At 70.4% G+C, this 18,764-nt stretch carries 18 protein-coding genes and 2 pseudogenes; 11 read left to right on the top strand and 9 right to left on the bottom strand.

Translation table 11 applies throughout. The annotated features are described in order from the left end of the window. The first annotated feature begins 104 nt into the window (after positions 1–104). Genes AB0F52_RS09710 through AB0F52_RS09695 form a run of 4 tightly spaced genes read left to right on the top strand, consistent with a single transcriptional unit; the run spans position 105 to position 3,946 of the window. Positions 105–863: an SDR family oxidoreductase gene (locus tag AB0F52_RS09710; RefSeq protein WP_360167019.1), complete on the top strand. Its 759-nt coding sequence runs from the start codon at positions 105–107 to the stop codon at positions 861–863. A gap of 2 nt (positions 864–865) precedes the next feature. Further along, entirely contained in the window at positions 866–2,590 is a 1,725-nt protein-coding gene (locus AB0F52_RS09705; protein ID WP_360167016.1) for an FAD-dependent oxidoreductase, read from the top strand. Positions 2,591–2,650: 60 nt separating this feature from the next. Then, positions 2,651–3,559 carry an RNA polymerase sigma-70 factor gene (locus AB0F52_RS09700; RefSeq protein ID WP_360167013.1) on the top strand — a complete coding sequence of 303 codons (909 nt, stop codon included), beginning with the start codon at positions 2,651–2,653 and terminating at the stop codon, positions 3,557–3,559. Positions 3,560–3,580: 21 nt separating this feature from the next. Continuing rightward, positions 3,581–3,946: a hypothetical protein gene (locus AB0F52_RS09695; protein ID WP_360167011.1), complete on the top strand. Its 366-nt coding sequence runs from the start codon at positions 3,581–3,583 to the stop codon at positions 3,944–3,946. A 39-nt stretch (positions 3,947–3,985) separates the two neighbouring features. Here AB0F52_RS09695 and AB0F52_RS09690 read toward each other — a convergent pair whose 3' ends face one another. The 3 genes from AB0F52_RS09690 to AB0F52_RS09680 all read right to left on the bottom strand — a co-directional run bounded on the left by AB0F52_RS09690 (position 3,986) and on the right by AB0F52_RS09680 (position 5,779). Beyond that, positions 3,986–4,720 (bottom strand): SDR family oxidoreductase, encoded by a 735-nt coding sequence (locus AB0F52_RS09690; protein WP_360167009.1) that lies wholly within the window; start codon positions 4,718–4,720, stop codon positions 3,986–3,988. Then, positions 4,717–5,085: a cupin domain-containing protein gene (locus AB0F52_RS09685; RefSeq protein ID WP_360167007.1), complete on the bottom strand. Its 369-nt coding sequence runs from the start codon at positions 5,083–5,085 to the stop codon at positions 4,717–4,719. Before AB0F52_RS09685 ends, AB0F52_RS09690 begins: the two co-directional genes overlap by 4 nt. Positions 5,086–5,566: 481 nt before the next feature. Beyond that, the gene (locus tag AB0F52_RS09680) at positions 5,567–5,779 is read right to left on the bottom strand and encodes a hypothetical protein (RefSeq protein ID WP_360167005.1); all 213 of its coding nucleotides are present in this window, start codon (positions 5,777–5,779) and stop codon (positions 5,567–5,569) included. Positions 5,780–5,877: 98 nt separating this feature from the next. Between AB0F52_RS09680 and AB0F52_RS09675 the strand changes: the two genes are divergently transcribed. The 3 genes and pseudogenes from AB0F52_RS09675 to AB0F52_RS09665 form a co-directional block, all read left to right on the top strand. Continuing rightward, a complete protein-coding gene (locus AB0F52_RS09675) occupies positions 5,878–7,077 on the top strand; it encodes a low temperature requirement protein A (RefSeq protein ID WP_360167002.1) in 1,200 nt (399 codons plus the stop codon). Between the two features lie 158 nt (positions 7,078–7,235). Then, positions 7,236–7,649 (top strand): VOC family protein, encoded by a 414-nt coding sequence (locus AB0F52_RS09670; protein ID WP_360166999.1) that lies wholly within the window; start codon positions 7,236–7,238, stop codon positions 7,647–7,649. A 386-nt stretch (positions 7,650–8,035) separates the two neighbouring features. Beyond that, positions 8,036–8,296, top strand: a pseudogene (locus AB0F52_RS09665) (recombinase family protein); the annotation flags it as partial. A gap of 219 nt (positions 8,297–8,515) precedes the next feature. On the opposite strand, the gene AB0F52_RS09660 reads toward AB0F52_RS09665, so the two are convergent. The 3 genes from AB0F52_RS09660 to AB0F52_RS09650 all read right to left on the bottom strand — a co-directional run bounded on the left by AB0F52_RS09660 (position 8,516) and on the right by AB0F52_RS09650 (position 11,059). Continuing rightward, positions 8,516–10,444 (bottom strand): caspase family protein, encoded by a 1,929-nt coding sequence (locus AB0F52_RS09660; protein WP_360166996.1) that lies wholly within the window; start codon positions 10,442–10,444, stop codon positions 8,516–8,518. Position 10,445: 1 nt separating this feature from the next. Further along, entirely contained in the window at positions 10,446–10,628 is a 183-nt protein-coding gene (locus tag AB0F52_RS09655) for a hypothetical protein (RefSeq protein ID WP_360166993.1), read from the bottom strand. Between the two features lie 290 nt (positions 10,629–10,918). Beyond that, positions 10,919–11,059: a hypothetical protein gene (locus AB0F52_RS09650; protein ID WP_360166990.1), complete on the bottom strand. Its 141-nt coding sequence runs from the start codon at positions 11,057–11,059 to the stop codon at positions 10,919–10,921. A 355-nt stretch (positions 11,060–11,414) separates the two neighbouring features. On the opposite strand from AB0F52_RS09650, the pseudogene AB0F52_RS09645 reads away from it, so the two are divergent. After that, a pseudogene (locus AB0F52_RS09645) lies at positions 11,415–11,516 on the top strand (IS5/IS1182 family transposase); the annotation flags it as partial. A gap of 25 nt (positions 11,517–11,541) precedes the next feature. On the opposite strand, the gene AB0F52_RS09640 reads toward AB0F52_RS09645, so the two are convergent. The 3 genes from AB0F52_RS09640 to AB0F52_RS09630 all read right to left on the bottom strand — a co-directional run bounded on the left by AB0F52_RS09640 (position 11,542) and on the right by AB0F52_RS09630 (position 15,309). After that, a complete protein-coding gene (locus tag AB0F52_RS09640) occupies positions 11,542–12,765 on the bottom strand; it encodes an alpha/beta fold hydrolase (RefSeq protein ID WP_360166987.1) in 1,224 nt (407 codons plus the stop codon). 805 nt (positions 12,766–13,570) lie between these two features. After that, positions 13,571–14,173 (bottom strand): response regulator transcription factor, encoded by a 603-nt coding sequence (locus AB0F52_RS09635; RefSeq protein WP_360166984.1) that lies wholly within the window; start codon positions 14,171–14,173, stop codon positions 13,571–13,573. Then, complete coding sequence (locus AB0F52_RS09630; protein WP_360166981.1) at positions 14,170–15,309, bottom strand: histidine kinase; 1,140 nt, start codon at positions 15,307–15,309, stop codon at positions 14,170–14,172. Before AB0F52_RS09630 ends, AB0F52_RS09635 begins: the two co-directional genes overlap by 4 nt. A gap of 108 nt (positions 15,310–15,417) precedes the next feature. On the opposite strand from AB0F52_RS09630, the gene AB0F52_RS09625 reads away from it, so the two are divergent. Genes AB0F52_RS09625 through AB0F52_RS09615 form a run of 3 tightly spaced genes read left to right on the top strand, consistent with a single transcriptional unit; the run spans position 15,418 to position 18,494 of the window. Continuing rightward, positions 15,418–16,302: an ABC transporter ATP-binding protein gene (locus AB0F52_RS09625; RefSeq protein WP_360166978.1), complete on the top strand. Its 885-nt coding sequence runs from the start codon at positions 15,418–15,420 to the stop codon at positions 16,300–16,302. A gap of 12 nt (positions 16,303–16,314) precedes the next feature. After that, entirely contained in the window at positions 16,315–17,034 is a 720-nt protein-coding gene (locus tag AB0F52_RS09620; protein ID WP_360166975.1) for an ABC transporter permease, read from the top strand. Positions 17,035–17,060: 26 nt separating this feature from the next. Then, positions 17,061–18,494, top strand: coding sequence for an alpha/beta hydrolase (locus AB0F52_RS09615; protein ID WP_360166972.1), 1,434 nt, complete (start codon positions 17,061–17,063; stop codon positions 18,492–18,494). The last annotated feature ends 270 nt before the right edge of the window (positions 18,495–18,764 follow it).

Here is an 18,764-nt window from a genome sequence, read left to right as displayed (position 1 = left end):
CGTCGCGGTTTGTGACAGCCGGGGCTGTCACAAACGGGGAGCCGGCCCGGTCCTTGCTGGCGAACGACGTCCCGGAGCGGCCGGGACGCGGGAGGAGACACACCATGAAGATCGTCGTGATCGGCGGCAGCGGGCTGATCGGCTCGAAGCTCGTCCGGAAGCTGACCGCACACGGCCACGAAGCGGTCCCCGCGTCCCCCGAATCGGGCGTGAACACGCTGACCGGCGAGGGGCTGGCCGAGGTGCTGGAGGGCGCCCGGGTCCTGGTCGACGTCTCGAACTCGCCCTCGTTCGCCGACGACGCCGTGCTGGACTTCTTCCGCACCTCCACCGGGAACCTCCTCGCCGCCGGGGAGAAGGCCGGGGTGGGCCACTACGTCGCGTTGTCGGTCGTCGGCACCGAGCGGCTCGCCGAGAGCGGTTACTTCCGCGCGAAGATCGCGCAGGAGAAGCTCATCAAGGAGTCCGGGCGGCCGTACTCGATCGTGCACGCCACGCAGTTCTTCGAGTTCGTGGGCAGCATCGCCCAGGCGGCGACCGAGGGGAACACCGTCCGCCTGTCGGACGCGCGCATCCAGCCGATGGCCGCCGAAGACGTGGCCACCGCGGTCGGCCGGGTCGCCGCCGGCAGCCCGCTGAACGGCACCGTCGAGGTGGCCGGTCCCGAGCAGTTCGGTCTCGACGAGCTGATCCGCACCGGGCTCGCCTTCCGCGGCGACCCCCGCGAGGTCGTCACCGACCCGGACGCGCGCTACTTCGGCGCCCTGCTGGACAAGGACACGCTCCTGCCCGGCCCCGGCGCGCAGCCGGCCGACACCCGGTTCGCCGACTGGCTGCCGCTCAACCCGCCGCCGGCGAAGTGACCGTGACCGAGCACCGGATCGCCACGTCCGTCCTCGTCATCGGGACGGGCGGGGGCGGTCTGCGCGCCGCGATCGAGCTGGCCGAGCGCGGGGTCGACGTCCTGGCGGTCGGCAAGCGGGCGAAGTCGGACGCGCACACCACGCTCGCCGCCGGCGGCATCAACGCGGCGCTGGCGACGATGGACCCGCAAGACTCGTGGCAGCAGCACGCGGCGGACACGCTCAAGGAGAGCTACCTGCTGGCCGACCCCGAGACCGTCCGGATCGTGACCGAGAACGCCGCCCGCGGCATCGAGGACCTCGAGCGCTACGGAATGCCCTTCGCCCGGGAAGCCGACGGGAAGATCTCCCAGCGCTTCTTCGGCGCGCACACCTACCGCCGCACCGCGTTCGCCGGTGACTACACCGGACTGGAAATCCAGCGGACGCTGGTCAACCGGGCGGCGCAGCTCGGCGTCCCGGTCCTGGACACCGTTTACGTCACGCGGATCCTGGTCCGGGACAACGTCGTCTTCGGCGCTTACGGGTTCGACCTCACGGACGGGACGCGGTATGTGATCCACGCCGACGCAGTGATCCTCGCCGCGGGCGGGCACACGCGTATCTGGCGCCGCACCTCGTCCCGCCGGGACGAGAACACCGGCGACTCGTTCCGGCTCGCCGTCCTGGCCGGCGCCCGGATCCGGGACGCCGAGCTGGTGCAGTTCCACCCGTCGGGCCTGATCTCGCCGGAGAACGCCGCGGGCACCCTCGTTTCGGAGGCGGCCCGCGGCGAAGGCGGGGTGCTGCGCAACACGCTCGGCGAGCGGTTCATGGCCCGGTACGACCCGGACCGGCTGGAACTGTCCACTCGCGACAGAGTGGCGCTGGCGGCCTACACCGAGATCAAGGAGGGACGGGGAACGCCGGGTGGCGGGGTGTGGCTCGACGTCTCGCACCTGCCGCGGGAGACGATCATGCGCCGGCTCCCCCGGGTCTACCAGACGCTGCTCGAACTGCAGATGCTGGACATCACCCGGGAGCCGATCGAGATCGCGCCGACGGCGCACTACTCGATGGGCGGGGTCTGGGTCCGGCCGGAGGACCACGGCACCGGCGTCGAGGGCCTGTACGCCCTCGGCGAGGCGGCGAGCGGCCTGCACGGCGCGAACCGGCTCGGCGGCAACTCCCTGATCGAGCTGCTGGTCTACGGCCGCATCGTCGGGGAGGCCGCCGCGCGCCACTCGCTCGAGCTGGGCGCGCAACAGCGGTCGAAGCCGGCGACGGAGGAAGCCCGGCGCGAGGTCGACGAGCTGCTGGCCGCCGACGGCCCGGAGAACGTGCGCGCCCTGCAACGGGCGGTGCGGGACACGATGACCGAACACGCCGGGGTGGTCCGCGACGAGACCGGCCTGCGCGCCGGTCTGGCCGAGCTGGCCGAACTGGAGAGCCGGATGCGTGCCGTGGGCGTCCACCCCGACACCGCCGGGTTCCAGGACCTGGCGCACGCGTTCGACCTCAAGGCCGCGGTGCTGGCCGCGCGGGCGACGCTCGAATCGGCGCTCGAGCGCCGGGAGACGCGTGGCTGCCACAACCGCGCGGACCACCCGGACCTCGACGAGTCGCTGCGGGTGAACCTCGTCTGGTCCGGGCCCGGGCGGGTCGCGCGCGAAGAGCTCCCCCCGATCCCGGGCGAAATCGCTTCGCTCATGCGCGAGGTGTCCACCGCGGGCAAGCTCGTCGAATGAGCCTCGGGGGTCCCGGCCGCGCGGCCGGGGCCCCGGGTGCCGACGTCGTAGAGTCGTGGGGTGGCAGATTCCGGGATGAGTGCCGAACTCGGCGACGTGGCCGATCTCGAGGCCGCCGCGGCGGCCTTCACGCAGGTGCGGCCGCGCCTGTTCGGGATCGCCTACCGCATGCTCAGCAGCGTCACCGAGGCCGAGGACCTGGTGCAGGAGGTCTGGCTGCGCTGGCAGACCTACGACCGGTCCACGGTGGCCAGCCCGGAGGCCTTCCTGGCGACCACCACCACCCGGCTGGCCATCAACGTCCTCCAGTCGGCGCGGAAACGTCGGGAGACCTACATCGGGCCGTGGCTGCCCGAACCGGTCGACACCGGCGCGGACCCGTACCTGGGCGCCGAGCGCGGTGAAGCACTGGAGTTCGCGGCCCTGCTGCTGATGGAGAAGCTCACCCCGAACGAACGCGCGGCCTACGTGTTGCGGGAAGCCTTCGACTACTCCTACGCCCAGATCGCCGGCATCCTGTCGTCGACCGAAGCCGCGGTGCGCCAGCTGGTCAGCCGGGCTCGCAAGCACCTCACGAGCGAGCGGCACGCGTCGGTGCCCGCGGCCGAGCAGCGGGAACTGCTGACCACGTTCCTCGCCGCCGCCCGGTCCGGCGACCTGGCCGAACTGGAGCGGCTCTTCACCCCGGACGTCACCAACCTGTCCGACGGCAACGGCCGCAAGGGCGTCGCCCGCCGGCCGCTCGTGGGCAGCGTCCGGGTGGCGAAGTTCCTGCAGGCGATCTCCAGCTGGTTCTGGGACGACATCGACGTGGCGTGGACCCAGGCCAACGGGCAGACCGCCGCCGTGCTCCTGCAGGACGGCGTCGTGTACGGCCTGCTCACGGTCAGCGCCACCGCCGAGGGCATCGATCAGCTGCTGTGGCTGGTCAACCCCGAGAAGAACAAGGCGGTGCCGGCCCCGGCCTGACCCGCCGGTGGGAGGGAATCCGTGTTCGACCCGCATGACGCGACCGTGCGCCGGTTCGCCGCGGCGTGCCGCCGGCGGGACGGCGCCGCGCTCGAAGCCGTCCTCGGCGACGACGCGGTCGCGACGTGCGACGGCGGCGGCCTGGTGCCCGCGCCGGTGGGGCCGGTACACGGCGCGGCGGAGGTCGCCCGGCTGGTCATCGAGGTGATGGGCGGGCACGCGGGCACCGAACTGACCGTCGAGTCCGTCAACGGCCGCGCCGGGCTCACCCTGCGCAGCGCCTCCCGTGCCGTCGCGGTCGTCGGTGCGGAGACGTCCGGGTTCCGGGTCACCGCGCTCTGGATCGTGCTCAACCCGGCCAAGCTGGACGGCTGGCACCGTGGTTGACCGGGCCGGCACGGCGGTCGCCGTGCCGGCCCGGTCACCTCACCGTGCCAGCCACTCCCGGTAGGTGGTCTTCGCGATGACGGCGCCGTCCTTGGCGATGAGGGCATCGCCGGACGCGGCCGCGAACAGGCCGGCCTGGTCGTCGGTCACGACGGGACGCTCGTCACCCTGCGCGGCGAGGGTGATCCGGCCCAGCTCGTCGAGGGCGAACACCTCCGGCCCGGCGACGTTCCGGGTCCCCCGCAGCGGGGCACCCGCGCTTACGTCGGCGACCGCCTGGGCGACGTCGTCCGCGGCGATCGGCTGGATGCGCGTCGAGGGCAGGCGGACGGCGTTCTCGTCGGAAGTCCAGGACATCGTCGCGGCCATGAACTCGAAGAACTGCGTGGCCCGCACGATCGAGTACGGCACCGGCCCGGCCTTGAGGATGTCCTCCTGCAGCACCTTGGCGCGGTAGTAGACCAGGTCCGGCACCAGCTCGGCGCCCACGATCGAGAGGATGACCGCGTGCCCGACGCCGGCCGCGCCGGCGGCCTCCAGCAGGTTGTCCATGGTCGTCCTGAAGAACGCGGGCGAGGCCTCGTCGAAGGTCGGCGAGTTCGTCAGGTTGACGACGACGTCGGCCCCGGCCAGCGCCTCGGCGAGGCCCTTTCCGCTGAGCAGGTCCAGCCCGGTCGACTGCGAATGCGGGACCGCTTCGTGCCCGCTGTTGTTCAGGATCGTGACGACGCGGGAGCCGATGAGCCCGGTCCCGCCGATGACGGCGATCTTCACTTCCTCGACCATCCTTTCGCCCGGAGTTCGTCCTCGCTCACGAGGTCGACCATCGGCTTGCCCGGTTCGCACAGCATGGTGACGGTGAACCGCACCGGGAGGTCATCGCGGTTGTTGCCGTCCTGGTAGTGGATGACGTCCCCGCCCGGCTCCCAGAACGCCTCACCGGCGCGGACGACCCGCGGCGGCTCGCCTTCGAGCTCGAACACCATCTCGCCCTCCAGCACGTAGCCGAAAGCCGGTCCGGGGTGGCGGTGCGGCGGGGTGCCGGGGTCGCCCGGCGGGTACTCGATGACGATCGTCATCGCGTGCGCCCCCTCCGGGATGAACGGCGGTTTCGCCTCCTGTAGCACGGTCAATGACATGAAAAAACCTCCTCGACGAACGGGTACATCCGCTAGGACCGGACAGCCGGGCGATTTGTGACCGGCCGGCCGTCACGTGCCGCGGGGCGGCGTCGCGAGGGTGCCGCCGGCCGACAGGAGGCGCAGTTCGCGGCCCCGCTGGACCGCCGCGCCGCGGTCGGTGGCGCCGAGCTTGGCAGTCCCTGCGGCTGGAAGCCGGGGTCGGCCTGCAGATCCACCCGTGAGCCGTCGAACGTGCCGAGCGGCCGTGGCCGGCACCGCGCCGCCTCGGCGCCCGGCCGTTTCAACAGGGGCGATCGCCGCGGTCGGGAGGGGTTGCCGGTGGCCTTGTCGAGCGCGGTGCCCGAGGACCACTCGGCGATGTGGACGAACCGCACCTCGGGGGCGTCGGCGAGCGGCCGGTGCAGGCGGGAGCGGATGAAGCCGGGCTGGGCCGACATGACCGGTTCGTCGACACCGGTCTTCGATGCCAGGGATCTGTTCACCTGGTTTCCCCTTCCTCGACCGCTTCGACAGCGCCGAGAAGACCGCGGAGGTTGACCTCGTAGCGCTCGGCGTCGGTGGGGTCGAACAGCCATTCGGTGACCGGGGTGCGGGCGGCGTCTTCGAGGTGGCTCGATTCGGCGATGCCCAGCTCAGCCTCCACCTCGATTTCGAGCCCGTGCAGGAACTGTCCGTTGTCCGGCGTGCTCATGTCTCCTCCATGCGACTGTGGTGACCCGTCGCCCGGTCACGAACGCGGGCGCTGCGCTGTCCTAGCTCGCGACCGAACGAGTGGGATGGAGCGAGCCCTTGCCGCCGACGAACACCAGGATCCGGATCCGCGTCCGGATGAGCGCGCGCCCGATCGACGAGCCGCACCGCGCGTCGAGCCAGCTCGAGCTGCTGTTCGACCTCGTCTTCGTGGTCGCCGTCGCGGCCGCCACCGCCCAGCTCGCGCACCACATCGCCGACGGACACGCCTGGACCGGCCTGACCGGGTTCCTCCACGTGTTCTTCGCGATCTGGTGGGCGTGGATGAACTTCACGTGGTGCGCGTCGTCCTACGACACCGACGATGTGGCATACCGGCTGCTGACCATGGTGCAGATGGCCGGGGTGCTCGTCCTCGCCGCCGGGGTGCCCGCGACGGCCGGCGGCGACTACCGCGCCGTCGCGGCCGGCTACCTCGTCATGCGGATCGGCCTCGTCACGCAGTGGTTGCGGGCGGGCCTCGAGGATCCGGCGCGCAGGCGGACCGCGTTCCGTTACGCCACCGGCATCACCGTCCTGCAGATCGGCTGGGTGGGCTGGCTCCTCCTCGGCGAGGCGGGTGTCCTTTCGCCGGGCACACGGCCGGTGTGCTTCCTCGCGCTGGCTGCGGCGGAACTCGCGGTGCCGCGCTGGGTGGAGCGGCCCGGCGCCACCACCTGGCACCCGCACCACATCGCCGAGCGCTACGGGTTGTTCACGATCATCCTGCTCGGCGAGAGCGTCTTGGCCGCGATCACGGGTGTCCGGGGCGCTTTGCAGGCGGCGGAGATCAGCGCCGCGTTCGTCACGATCGCGGTCTCCGGCCTCGTGCTGCTCTTCGCCACCTGGTGGCTGTACTTCCTGGAACCGGCCGGGGCCGGGCTGAGCGATCGCCGTGGAGGGTCCTACCTGTGGGGCTACGGCCACTTCGGCATCTTCGCGGCGCTCGCGGCACTCGGCGCGAGCCTGGAGGTCGCGGTCGAGGACACCGGGCACCACCTGCCGGCCTCACCGCTTCTGATCAGCTACGCCGTCGCGGCTTCCGTGGGTGTGTTCCTGGTCCTGTTGTGGCTGGTTCACGTGCCCATCGTGGCGACGGCCGTCCTGCGTCCCGGCGCGGTCCTGGCCTGCGCCACCGTCGTGTTCCTGCTCCCGCTCGCCGCGCCGTGGACCGGTGTGGCCGTCGTGGTCGCGGGCATCGCAGCGGCCTGCGCCGTGCTGGTCGCTTTCACCATCGCCCTGGAAAGAAATCTCTCATGACTGAGCACATCCTCGAACCGGCCGCGCAGGACTTCACCTGAGGGTCCGGCGGGAGATTCTCGGTATGAAGCACGACGGCCGGAGTCCGCGGCGACGGTCACAAATCCCACCGCTGTCCGGTCTTCGCCGGCGACGACGACCGTGAGGAGATTTCAGTGATGGAAGGTTTTCCCGCGCCGGATCAGGGCCTGATTGTGACGCACTTCCTGACCGTGCGCGACGTCGAAGTGTCGCGCGAGTTCTACGCCGAGATCTTCGGCGGGCGCGTCGTGCCGGCCGAGAACCCCGCCACCGTGCGCGTCGCCAACACGTGGATCATCATGAACCCCGGCGGCGGCCCCACCCCGGACAAGCCGGACGTGACCCTGACCGCGCCCGAGCCCGGTGACCCGGTGTCGGCGTTCCTCAACGTCCGGGTGGCCGACATCGCGCAGTTCCACGCTCGAGCCCGCGCGAAGGGCGCGGAGTTCCTGACCGAGCCGCAGGACCGCGGGGCCGAGGTGCGGTGTTACTTCCGCGACCCGGACGAAAGACGAGTCGTGTGGCGCGTTCGTCCTGCGCGATCTGGCTGATCTTCTTGAAGTACTCCTCGCGCGGCGCGCCAGGCGAAAACTTGCAGGTGGGTTGGCGACGGTTGACCGGACTGCGCCCGGTGTGCTCCCCCTCAAGGGCATGCAGATGACTGGAGTAGACCAGCGCGGCCGACGGGTCCAGCACCCTAGCGACACGCCGCTCGGCGAGCAAGCGTTCGTGCCGCCAGACGCCTGTCTCGTGCCATTCGGTCAGGCGGCGCCAGCAGGTGGACCCGGAAGCGCCCAACAGATTCACGCGACACAACTCGTCCGTGGTTCGTCGGCCACCGGGACAACGGGGTGTGTCGACATTCGATGCCTCCCCCGCCGGCCAGCCACGGAGAGAGGTCGACTACCTACGGCGCACACGGGTCGTCCGAGCTGCAATGCGGCCATTCGGGTACAGATCGGCTCCCATCTCGTCATCGGTGCCGGGCGATTGTGTTCTGCCCTCGCCGACGCCGGCCCCCACCCGAACCGCGCCCACGCGAGCTGGGTCGCCGCCTGCACCGCCTGGAACCCGACCGGCCACCGCACCGTGGGTGCAGTGGATCTTCCAGCAACGAGCCACCGGACGTAGCGTGGCCAGCATCGCGCGAGAGCTGAACGACCGCGGCGTCCCATGTCCATCAAGCGCCGACCGGGACCGCAACCGACACCGGACGAAGCACGAGTGGATCGTCCGGACGGTGATCGGGATCCTTGAAACCCTCGATACACCGGGCGCCAGGCGTGGAACCGACACGGCACCAGAGCGACGGCTCGCACTGGGCGAACGGCCGGCCAGGTTACCGCTGCCGGTCGCCCGGCGGCCGCCACGTCAGCGAACGACGACTCCAGCAAATGCCATGGCGGATATCGGCCGGCTATGCAAGTGGTGGGGATCGGCGTTCGGCGTGGACGAGGAGGGCGAGGGCGATCGCGAGCGCTCCGAGGGTGGTGGTGAAGACGGTGACGCCGGTCATGGAGTTGAAGGCGAGGATGCCCAAGCCGGTGGCGAGCCATCCCGCGAGGAGGGCGATGGCGAAGCGGTGGGGCTGGATCGTCGCCGCGAGTATGGGGATGGCGGCGGCGGCGACGCTTGTCCAGGTGACGGTGGCCGTGTCCACTTCGGGCACGAACCATTCTTTGCCTTGTTGCTCGATGTAGAGCGCGACCGCGCCGACGACACCGGCGAGCACGGTGAGCCACGAGTACGGCGCGGGTCGACGTGTGAGGCGAAGCGAGCCCGAGCCCACCATGCACACCACGACGATGACGATGGCGAGCACGTGAACCGCCCCGGAGGTGACGTCGAGCCACATCCCCGCGCCAGGGACGCCGTAGTGCTGCGAGGCGTTCAGCGTGATGCCGACGATGATGGCGTTGAGTGCGAGCACGCCGCTGCCGAGGAGAAACCCGGGCCCGGCCAGTCGTCTCGTGCCCGGTGCGAGGAGCAGTACACCCGCGATCACGGCCGCGGCGGTGGCGATCACCGTGTTCCAGGTGAACCTCGCCTCGTCCACGGTGTGAAAACTCCCGACGTAGTACGGGAACATGCTGAGCAGCGACAGGACCGCGCCGGCGATCTCCAGGCACCCGGCCGTCAGCAGGCCGCGCTCGGCCCACATCGTCGCCGGCGGCCCGGTGTCCGATGCGGTGGTGGGTTGGCGTGGTTTCGTCGTGGTTTCAGGTTCCGGGTGTGGATCGCTCTCGTTGACCGGCACGGCAGGTTCGGTGCCGGTCGACGCGTCGAACTGTGCTGCGGTATCGGACGTCGCGGGGAGATGGCTGGCGTCGGGTAGCGGGGCAGGGACAGCCGGCGGGGTGGGTGCCGCACGGCTGGTCGGCGAGCTGCTGATCGCCGCGCCGGCGGCGGTGGCCACGCTGCGGCTGTCGTCGTCGGTGAGGCGTTGCAGGGTCTGTCGCGCGGCAAGTGCCAGACCGGCGTGCCGACCGTGCAGCAGGCGTGTCAGCTCGCGCACCGCTGCCTCTCGGATGGAGGCGAACGGGCTGTCGGCCGCGTCGTGCAGTTCGGCCGGCAGCGGCGCGGGTGTGGTGACCGGTTGGGCGCGGCGGGCGATGTACAGGTCGCCGTGTACCCCGAACAACCACTTGCCCGGTGTCTGATTGGGGGTTGTCGCCCGGACGGCGTCGTAGACGTAGTCGTACAGCTCGTCGAGCGCGACCATGCCGTCCTGGTCCCGGTCGGCCTCGCCGGTCGACAGCCCGGTCACCAGGGCGCCGGTGAACACCGACGGTTGCGTCTGCTGGGCGTCGGTCAGTTCTTCGCCTTCGAAGGCGTACTCCATCGCGCTGGACCCGGTGATCACCGCCCGGCCACGACCGCCGAACTGGGCCTGGATCTCCATGCCGGCACCGGCCCGCGCGGTCATACCGCGCTCGAAGGCCCCGGCGTAGCAGCAGTCCAGCAGCAGCACGATCCGCCGGCACCGGCTGCGGCTCATGCGCCGGTTGACGAAGTCAGCCGCCACCGCGGTCGCGCCGAGACGCCGCAGCCGCGTGTCTTTCGTGGCGAAGTACAGCTCGCCTTCCTCGTCCTTCACCCCGTGACAGGAGAAGTGCACCAGCAGGAGATCGTCCGGGCGGCGGTCGGCGAAGAACTCCTCCACCGCCAGGGTGATGTGGTGAGCCGGCTCGTCCAGCAATGTGCGCACTTCGAACCCGCCGATCGCGGGATCCCGCAACACCCTCGCAAGCGCCTCGGCGTCACTGCCCGGCGCTCGCAGCTGACGCAGTCCCGGATCGGTGTAGTTCGAGCTCGCGACGATCAGCGCGCTGCGCGCGGAATCCATGTCACTGCCAGCTTCCGTACCGCAGCAGCCATTCGTCATTCAGCCGGCACCGCTCCTTGCTCGACACCCCGGTCAGCTCCAGCGGGTCTCCGTCGAGTTCGAGCTGGACGCTGCGCTGCTGCGACCGGCCGACGGTGACGATCAGGGCCCCCGTGGCCGTGAGCTCCGGCCCCCTGCTACCCACCGGCGCATCACCTCCGGTGGGTATCTGCACCGCCTCGACGTCCAGGGCGAGCAGCTCACCGCGGACCTGCCGGGTGGCCTCCGCGAGCTCCTCAGCATCTCCGTCCGGCCTCACAGCTGGCCGAACGCCCAGCAATGGTGGTTCCGTCCGCATGGCTCACCGCCTCAACGCACACATCCAGAGTGCAGTTCACGACTATATCCACAACACGGCCGGCGACCACCCCAAATGACTGCCGGATTCGCTTTCCCGGGGTCCAGCGACCAGAGTCTCCACCGAAGCTGATCGGTTCACTCCCGCCGCAGATGCACCTTCGTGGTCCACTCGGCGGACTCGGGAACGTAGCGGTCTTTGCGTTGTGCCGCGGTGGACGTCTGCGCGGTCGCCCACACCGACAAGGACAGTTCCCCCGCCTTCAGCGAGGGAGTCACAGGTGCGAGCTCGCGAAGTCACGAACGTCAATGAATAGAGCGTTATACGCCGTAGCCTCGACGACACCGCAGCAGCCAGTTCGGAGTCCGCGATCGAGGCGATCGTGGTCGGCGAATACGAACGTGCCTTCACCGGCACCCAGTTCGCGACCATCTACGCCTGGCGCGTTCGGCGCGGCATCAAACTGTGGCTGCCCGAAGCAGGAGGCCCGGTCGATCTCGGCAATCGCGACCACCGTGCGCTGATGGCCCTGCTGGCCACCCAGCAAGGCCGCTACCTCGGCGGACGGCCGCCCTACGGCTACCGCCTGGTCGACGCCGCCCACACCCTGACCCTGCAGACGCCCGCTGGGGCCGCCGCCTACGCATCCGCACCGAAAGACGGGCCGACGTGCACCAAGCCATACTCAGCCTGGCCTGCTCCGTGGTCTGCCTACGCAAATTCATTCAGAACTGACCCCTGAACCCATCGGACGGCCGCGTTATCGCGAATTCACCACCGTGCGGCTGAAGAAGTCGGTGACCGCCTTGTCGTAGCGGACGGGGGTGGAGTTCCACGACTCGACGTGTTCCGCGCCGTCGAACTCCTGGTACTCCACCGGCCAGTTCATCCTCTTGGCTGCCTCGACGAAATCACGGTCCATCTGCACCGGAGCCTGCGAGTCCCCCGAACCGGCGATGAGCAGCGTCGGCGGCTTCGTGGCCGGCGGGTGGTTGATCAGGTCCAGCTGATCCAGGTCGACGCCGGTGCGCCAGTGGACGACCATGCCGGTCAGCCAGATCGCCGGTGCGGGAGCTCCGTACTGCTGCCCGTTGAACTCCACCACCATCGGCATGCTGATCAGCGGCGAGTCCAGCATCATCGCGGTGACGACATTCGCCAGAGACGAACGGACGAGGAACTGGCCGGCGATGAGGCCGCCCATCGAACTGCCGTACAGCACCACGTGCTTCGCGCCTTTGCCCTGCGCGTAGCGGACCGCCGACTCCACATCCCGGTATTCGGACTCGCCGTAGTGCAGAAAACCATCCGGTGAAGCTGGAGCAGCCTCGTCATTCCGGTACGTGATCGCGAGCACCGGAAGGCCGAGCCGGTGCAAGATCGGGGACGCCAGCATGGAATTGCGGCGTCCGTTCTGGCCGTGTACCGCGATCACCCAGGTCGAATCGTCCGGCCCGGACGCCGGTATGTACCAGGCCGGAGCCGGGCCGAGTTCAGTGGCCACCGAGATCTCCGAGTAGTCCAGCCCGAGCGAGGTCTTCGGGTCGGTGATCATCACGCTGGTCACGTCCACCGTCGTGCCGACCGACGGCGCCGGGCCACGGAGGATCGGGCGTTCCACGGAGTCCGGCGACTCGGCGACGATCTCGCCGACCGTCGCTTCGACGCCGTCCCAGACCATCCGGTACGTCCCATGCCGGCGGGCGTGCTCACCGGGAGAGCCGATGACCACGTTCTTCCCCGGACCGGCTTCCCTTATTTCGCGCACGACGTCGGAGTGGTCGGGGTGCGTGTAGTACTGGTGGTCCGGCTTGAATTGCGCTTCGCTCACCCACCAGCCCAGCCCGAAGACCGCGACGACCACGAGCACCAGCAGCCCGGACACCGTCACGATGATGATCCGCCGCAAACTCCGCTTGCGCTTTGGCTGCTTCTCGTTCTCGGAGCCGCCCGCGTCGACGACCTCGATCGTTCGTGGTTCCATTCACGAGCCCCCTTGTCGATCACAAGCTGTACTGCCGGTACCCAGTGCGGTATCCGCTGCCGGCGAGGTCGTGGTCGCCGAGCGGCGCGCCCGGCACCTGCCGAGGCGCGTCGGAGATCCAGCAGCGATCATCGCGCGGTGACCGACTTCCCGATCGAGCCACCACCGACTGAGCAACGCAGGCCTGGTGGACGGTCCTGGCTTCCCCAAGTCGCCTGTCGGGATTTCTCCAGCCGACGCTAGTGACGGCCCGGAGGAGGAACAATGAAGTGAACCACCGGCACCCTGGTAGGGCTCACCCCACCGGCTCAGCGCCTACCGGTCCCGGCTGCGGCACCGCGGCCGCCTTGACCGAAGGCGACAACGGCAACGTCGAAGTCATACCCGGCCCCAAACCCGCGCTGGACCACGTGCGCACGCCATGCCAAGGCCCACTACGAGGAGACAAATCACCCGACAACCACGCCCCTGCCGCGCAACCCGCATGTCCGCTGGTGCTACGTCTGTCAACGCGCCGTCTGTCTCTACGAACGTTGTGCAGATCATCGACCCCCTCGGTACCCACAGTCCGGTCCTGTGCATCTGACCCGGGTCTGTCAACGGGCGGTGCACCCGGTTTGCCGGGGAGCTCCTCACGTCCGGCGGCGAGGCGGCCGTCGAAGGCGATCTCGAACGCGTTCGACGCGGGTTTCCACCCCATAGCGCAGTGTTCGCGGCGGTGCCGGCCGGGTCCAGGCTCATGATGTCCGCAGGCCCTGACTACAGGCGGATGCACGAGCTGCTCCCGCCATTCGGGGCCGACCGGCTACAGCCAGTCGTGCTCACGGGCGTATCGGGCCGCTTCGTGGCGGGTGCGGGTCTGGGTCTTCTGCATCGCGTTGGACAGGTAGTTGCGGACCGTGCCCTCCGCGAGGTGCAGCTGCCCGGCGATGTCGGCCACCGAAAAACCCTCACGGGTCGCGCGCAGGACGTCCAGCTCGCGGTCGGTCAGCGGGCAGTCGTCGACGACGGCGAGGGCCGAGACGTCCGGGTCGATCCAGCGCTTGCCCGCGTGCAGGGTCTTGATCACCGAGGTGATGTGGGCCGGTTCCGCCGCCTTGCTGACGAAGCCCTGGACGCCGAGCTTCAGCGCCTTGCGGAGCACGCCGGGGCGGGCGTGGCGGGTCAGCATCAGGATCACCTGGTCCGGCCGGGCGCGGCGGATCTTCTCGACCGCGCCGAGACCGTCCACGCGGGGCATTTCGAGGTCGATGACCAGCACGTCCGGCCGGTGTTCGAGGGTGGCCGCGACCGCCGTTTCGCCGTCGTCGGCCTCGGCCAGCACCGTGATCTCGCCTTCCAGCGGCAGCAGCGCGGCCAGTGCCTTGCGGAGCAGGGCTTCGTCGTCGGCGAGCACCACCGTCGTCATCGTCGGGCCTCCTTCGGCGCGGGGAAGGCCGCCGCGGTGCGGAAGCGGCCGCCGGAGTGCGAGACTTCCAGCTCGGCGCCGTGCTCCGCCAAGCGCTGCCGGAGCACCGCGAGCCCGCCGAGCTCGAGCGGGCCGGCGTCCGGGGCGCCGTCGTTGACGATCACGATCCCGCGCCGGGCGAGCGTGATCCCCACCTGACGGGCTTCGGCGTGCCGCAGGATGTTGGTCGTCGTCTCGCGCAGCACCTGGCCGAGCAGTTCGCCCGCGGCGGCGTCCACTTCGGACTCGCGCGCGACGCGGACGTGAATCCCCGCGGCCTCGAAGAGGTTCTTGGCGTTCTCCAGCTCGGCGGACAGGTTCAGCCGGCGCTGAGCGTAGGCGAGTTCCTTGGTCTGGACGATGGTTTCGCCGACCAGGTCGTGCACTTCACGCAGTTCCTCGCGCGCCCGATCCGGTTCGCGGTCCAGCAGCTTCTCGGCCAGCGCGACCTTCAGCTTCACCACGTGCAGGGTGTGCCCCTGGATGTCGTGCAGGTCGGAGGCGAAGCGCACGCGCTCCCGCGTGACGGCGAGTTCCGCTTCGCGGTCGCGGGACTGTTCGAGCTCCGCGATCAGGTCGAAGAAGCGCTGGCTGACGAACATGAACCCGGTCGAGACCAGCGTGGCGGCCGCGGGGACGGCGGCGAACTGGAACAGCCGCCAGCCGATCCGGTCGTCGTGCACGAGGACGTTCGCCGCGCCCAGCGCCGCGATCAGGACCGTCAGCCCGGCCAGCGCGGCGAGCCGGTGGCGGGGCAGCGGCGGGATGAGGTACGACCCCACGACGGACAGCCCGAAGAACGCGGCCGTGTCGTCGGTCAGCGCCCCGGCCAGGCACACCAGCGCGGTGACGACCAGGCTCGGCCGCGCGACGCGGAGGTAGTCGCCCGCGGTCCAGCGCTCGGCCGTCGCCAGCGCGGCGACCAGCCCCACGACCTGGATGACGACGTGCCACCAGGACCGGGCGGTCACCAGCAGCAGGAACACGCCGACGAGCGCCAGCGGCGGGACGGTCGTGATCAGGTTCAGCCGGCGCAGGCGTTCCTGGACCTTCCCGCCGGTCCAGGACGTCCTGCGCGTGATCATCGGCACCTCCACCAGCCGAGCGTATCCGGCTGAGCGGGCCGCACCAGTGACACCACGTCACATCCCGGGGTGACGTCGCCGCACTGCCGGGCCGCGCCGATCCGCGCTGGAATTCGGGGCATGTCCACGACACCGGTCATCGACGTCGATCGCCTCACCCTCACCTACGGCGGCTTCCCCGCCGTGAAAGACCTTTCGTTCCAAGTGGATCGCGGGGAGCTGTACGCCCTGCTCGGCACGAACGGCGCCGGGAAGACCTCGACCCTGGAGACGGTCGAAGGTCACCGCGCGCCGACCTCGGGTGCTGTGCGGGTGTTCGGGAAGGACCCCCGCGACCGCGCCGCCGTCCGCCCGCGGCTGGGGATCATGCTGCAGGAGAGCGGGTTCTCCGCCGACCTGACCGTGGGCGAGACCGTCGGGCTGGTCGGGCGGCTCACCGGACGGCACGACGACGTCGGGCGCGTGCTCGGCGTCGTCGACCTCACCCGCAAGGCGGGCACCAAGGTCGGGCAGCTGTCGGGCGGGGAGAAGCGGCGGCTCGACTTCGCCACCGCCGTCTACGGCACGCCCGAACTGGTCTTCCTCGACGAGCCGACCACCGGCCTCGACATCCAGTCGCGGGACGCGCTCTGGGACGCCGTCGACCGGCTGCGCGAGGACGGCTCGACCGTCGTGCTCACCACGCACTACCTCGAGGAAGCGCAGCAGCGCGCCGACCGCATCGGGCTCATGCACCAGGGCGCCCTCCACCGCGAAGGCACCGTCGCCGAGCTGACCCGGACGCTGCCCTCGACCATCCACTTCGGGCTCCCGGCCCACGCGCCGTCGCCGCCGCTGCTCGCCACGCGGGGTGTGGACGGCAAGTACCTCGTCGAGACCTTCGGCCTGCAGAAGGACCTCCACACGTTGCTCGCCTGGGCGCAGGACCAGGCCGTGGAGCTGCTCGACCTGCAGGCCGGGCCGACGCGGCTCGACGACGTCTTCCGCGCCATCGAAAACTCCTGAGAGGGGCAACCCATGTTGACGATCGCCCGCGGCGAGCTGATCCAGCTCTTCCGGAACCGGCTCGTGCTGGTCACCGCCCTGGTGCTGCCGGCGGCGCTCAGCGCGTTCTTCATCGCCCGGCACGACGTCTTCACCGAGGTGGGGAGCCTCGGCTACATCGCCACGCTGACGTTGTTCTTCGTGCTGGGCATCGGCCTCTACACCACGACGGTGACAACGCTGGCCGCCCGCCGCCAGAACCTGTTCCTCAAGCGGCTGCGCTCGACCGCGGCCGGGGACGCCGGCATCCTCGGCGGGCTGCTGCTGCCGGTCACCGCGATCGCGGTGGTCCAGATCGCCGTGCTGCTCGCCGTGCTGGCCGTGGTCACCGGGAAGCCGGCGAACCCGCTGCTGCTGGCCGCCGCCGTCGTGGCCACCGTGGTGATGATGCTCGCGCTGGGCCTGGCCACGGCCGGGCTGACGAACTCGCCCGAACACGCGCAGGTGACCACGCTGCCGATCAGCGTCGGCGTGATCGCGGTGGCCGGCTGGGTCGGTCTCACCGGCACCGGCGAGCTGACGCTGCTCAAGCGCCTGCTGCCCGGCGGCTCCGCGGCCGAGCTGGTGCTCGACGCGTGGAACGGCGGCCGCCCGGTCGCCGACTCGATGATCCTGTTCGCCCCGACCTTGGCCTGGGTCTTCGTCGCGGTCGTGCTGGCGACGCGGCTCTTCCGCTGGGAACCGCGCCGCTGACCGCGGTGCGAACGAAAGGAAATCCGATGCGAAAAACCTTGCTGGCCGTCGCGATCGCCGTGGCCGGCGCGACGACCGTCGTCCCCGCGGCCTCCGCCGCACCGGCCGTCCTGGACTGGGGACCGTGCCCCGCCGGGGCGTTCCCGACACCGGATCTGCAGTGCACGACCATGAAGGTCCCGCTGGACTACCGGGATCCGGACGGGCGCACGATCGACGTCGCCGTGTCGCGCCTGCCGAGCAAGAACCCGGCGAAGCGGCGAGGCGTGCTGCTGACCAATCCGGGCGGTCCCGGCGGCAGTGGCCTGGACTACCCGCAGCTGCTGAAGCTCGTGCGGCTGCCGCAGGACGTGCTCGACTCCTACGACCTCATCGGGTTCGACCCGCGCGGGGTCGCGCACAGCACGCCGGTGACGTGCGACCTGACTCCGGAGCAGATCGCGGTCGGCAACCTGCCGTACCCGAACGGCCCGGCCGACGTCGCGAAGCAGGCCGCGCTGGCGAAGCAGGAAGCCAAGCAGTGCGCCGAGGCGAAAACCGGGTCGATGCTGCCGTACGTCACCACGGCGAACACCGCGCGGGACATGGACCGCATCCGCGCGGCGCTCGGTGAAGCGAAGGTGTCGTACCTCGGCGCGTCCTACGGCACGTACCTCGGCGCGGTGTACACGACGCTGTTCCCCGAGCGCGGCGACCGGTTCGTGCTGGACAGCAGCCTCGGCCCGGGCGGCTACGACATCGAGGCGATGCGCGGCTTCGGGCGGGGCATGGAGGACCGGTTCCCGGACTTCGCGGCCTTCGCCACGGCGCACCCGGAGTACGGGCTCGGCACGACACCTTCGCAGGTGACGGCCAAGTTCCACGAGCTGGCGGCGCGGCTGGACCGCGCGCCGGTCGAGGGCATCACGGGCTCGATCTTCCGCGGCTTGACGTTCGAAGGCCTGTACTCGACGGACCTGACGAAGCTGGCCGAGGACTGGCAGGGGCTCGAGCAGGGCCGGGCCCCGAAGCCGCCGGCGGAACCGGTGACCGGGGTGGAAAACCTGCTGGCGTCCCGGTTCGCGGTGATCTGCGGCGACTCGGCGTGGCCGCGCTCGATCGCGAGCTACCAGCTGGACGTCGCGGTCGACCGGGTCCGCTACCCGCTGCTCGGTGCGGCGAGCGCGAACATCGCGGCGTGCGCGTACTGGGCGCCGCCGAGTGAGCCGCGGGTGCGGATCACCGGCCACGGCCCGGCGAACGTGCTGATGGTGCAGAACCAGCGTGATCCGGGCACGCCGTTGTCCGGGGCCCGCAAGCTGCGCGCGGCGTTCGGCGAGCGCGCCCGGATGATCACGATCGACCAGGGCGGGCACGGGGCCTACCTGTTCACGCCCAGCAAGTGCGGGAACTCGCTCGTGACCGAGTACCTGGTGACCGGGAAGCGGCCGGACGACACCTTCTGCGCCGCGGGAAGCTGACCGCGGGCGGCGGTGCCACCCCCGTCTCCTGGGGTGGCACCCCTTTTCGGGTCAGCCGAAGACTAACCAGACAACCAGGCACTCGTCCTCAACTGGGCACTGGAAGCCGTCAAGATCGACGAGACGGACAGCTCACGGCGCCACCGGCTCGAAGCATCGCCGAAGGTCTCCTCGAACTCCTCGCCGACGCCGGTGATACGCGAGGACATCACCGGGTCTGCCCCGCCCGCACCTCCTGCGGCGCGAAGAAAAGCCCGCCGCGCCGCGGCC

The sequence above is a fragment of the Amycolatopsis sp. NPDC024027 genome (assembly GCF_040638975.1).
GTDB lineage: Bacteria > Actinomycetota > Actinomycetes > Mycobacteriales > Pseudonocardiaceae > Amycolatopsis.
Note: the sequence above shows the minus strand (reverse complement) of the source record. Positions and strands in the feature narration are given on the sequence as shown.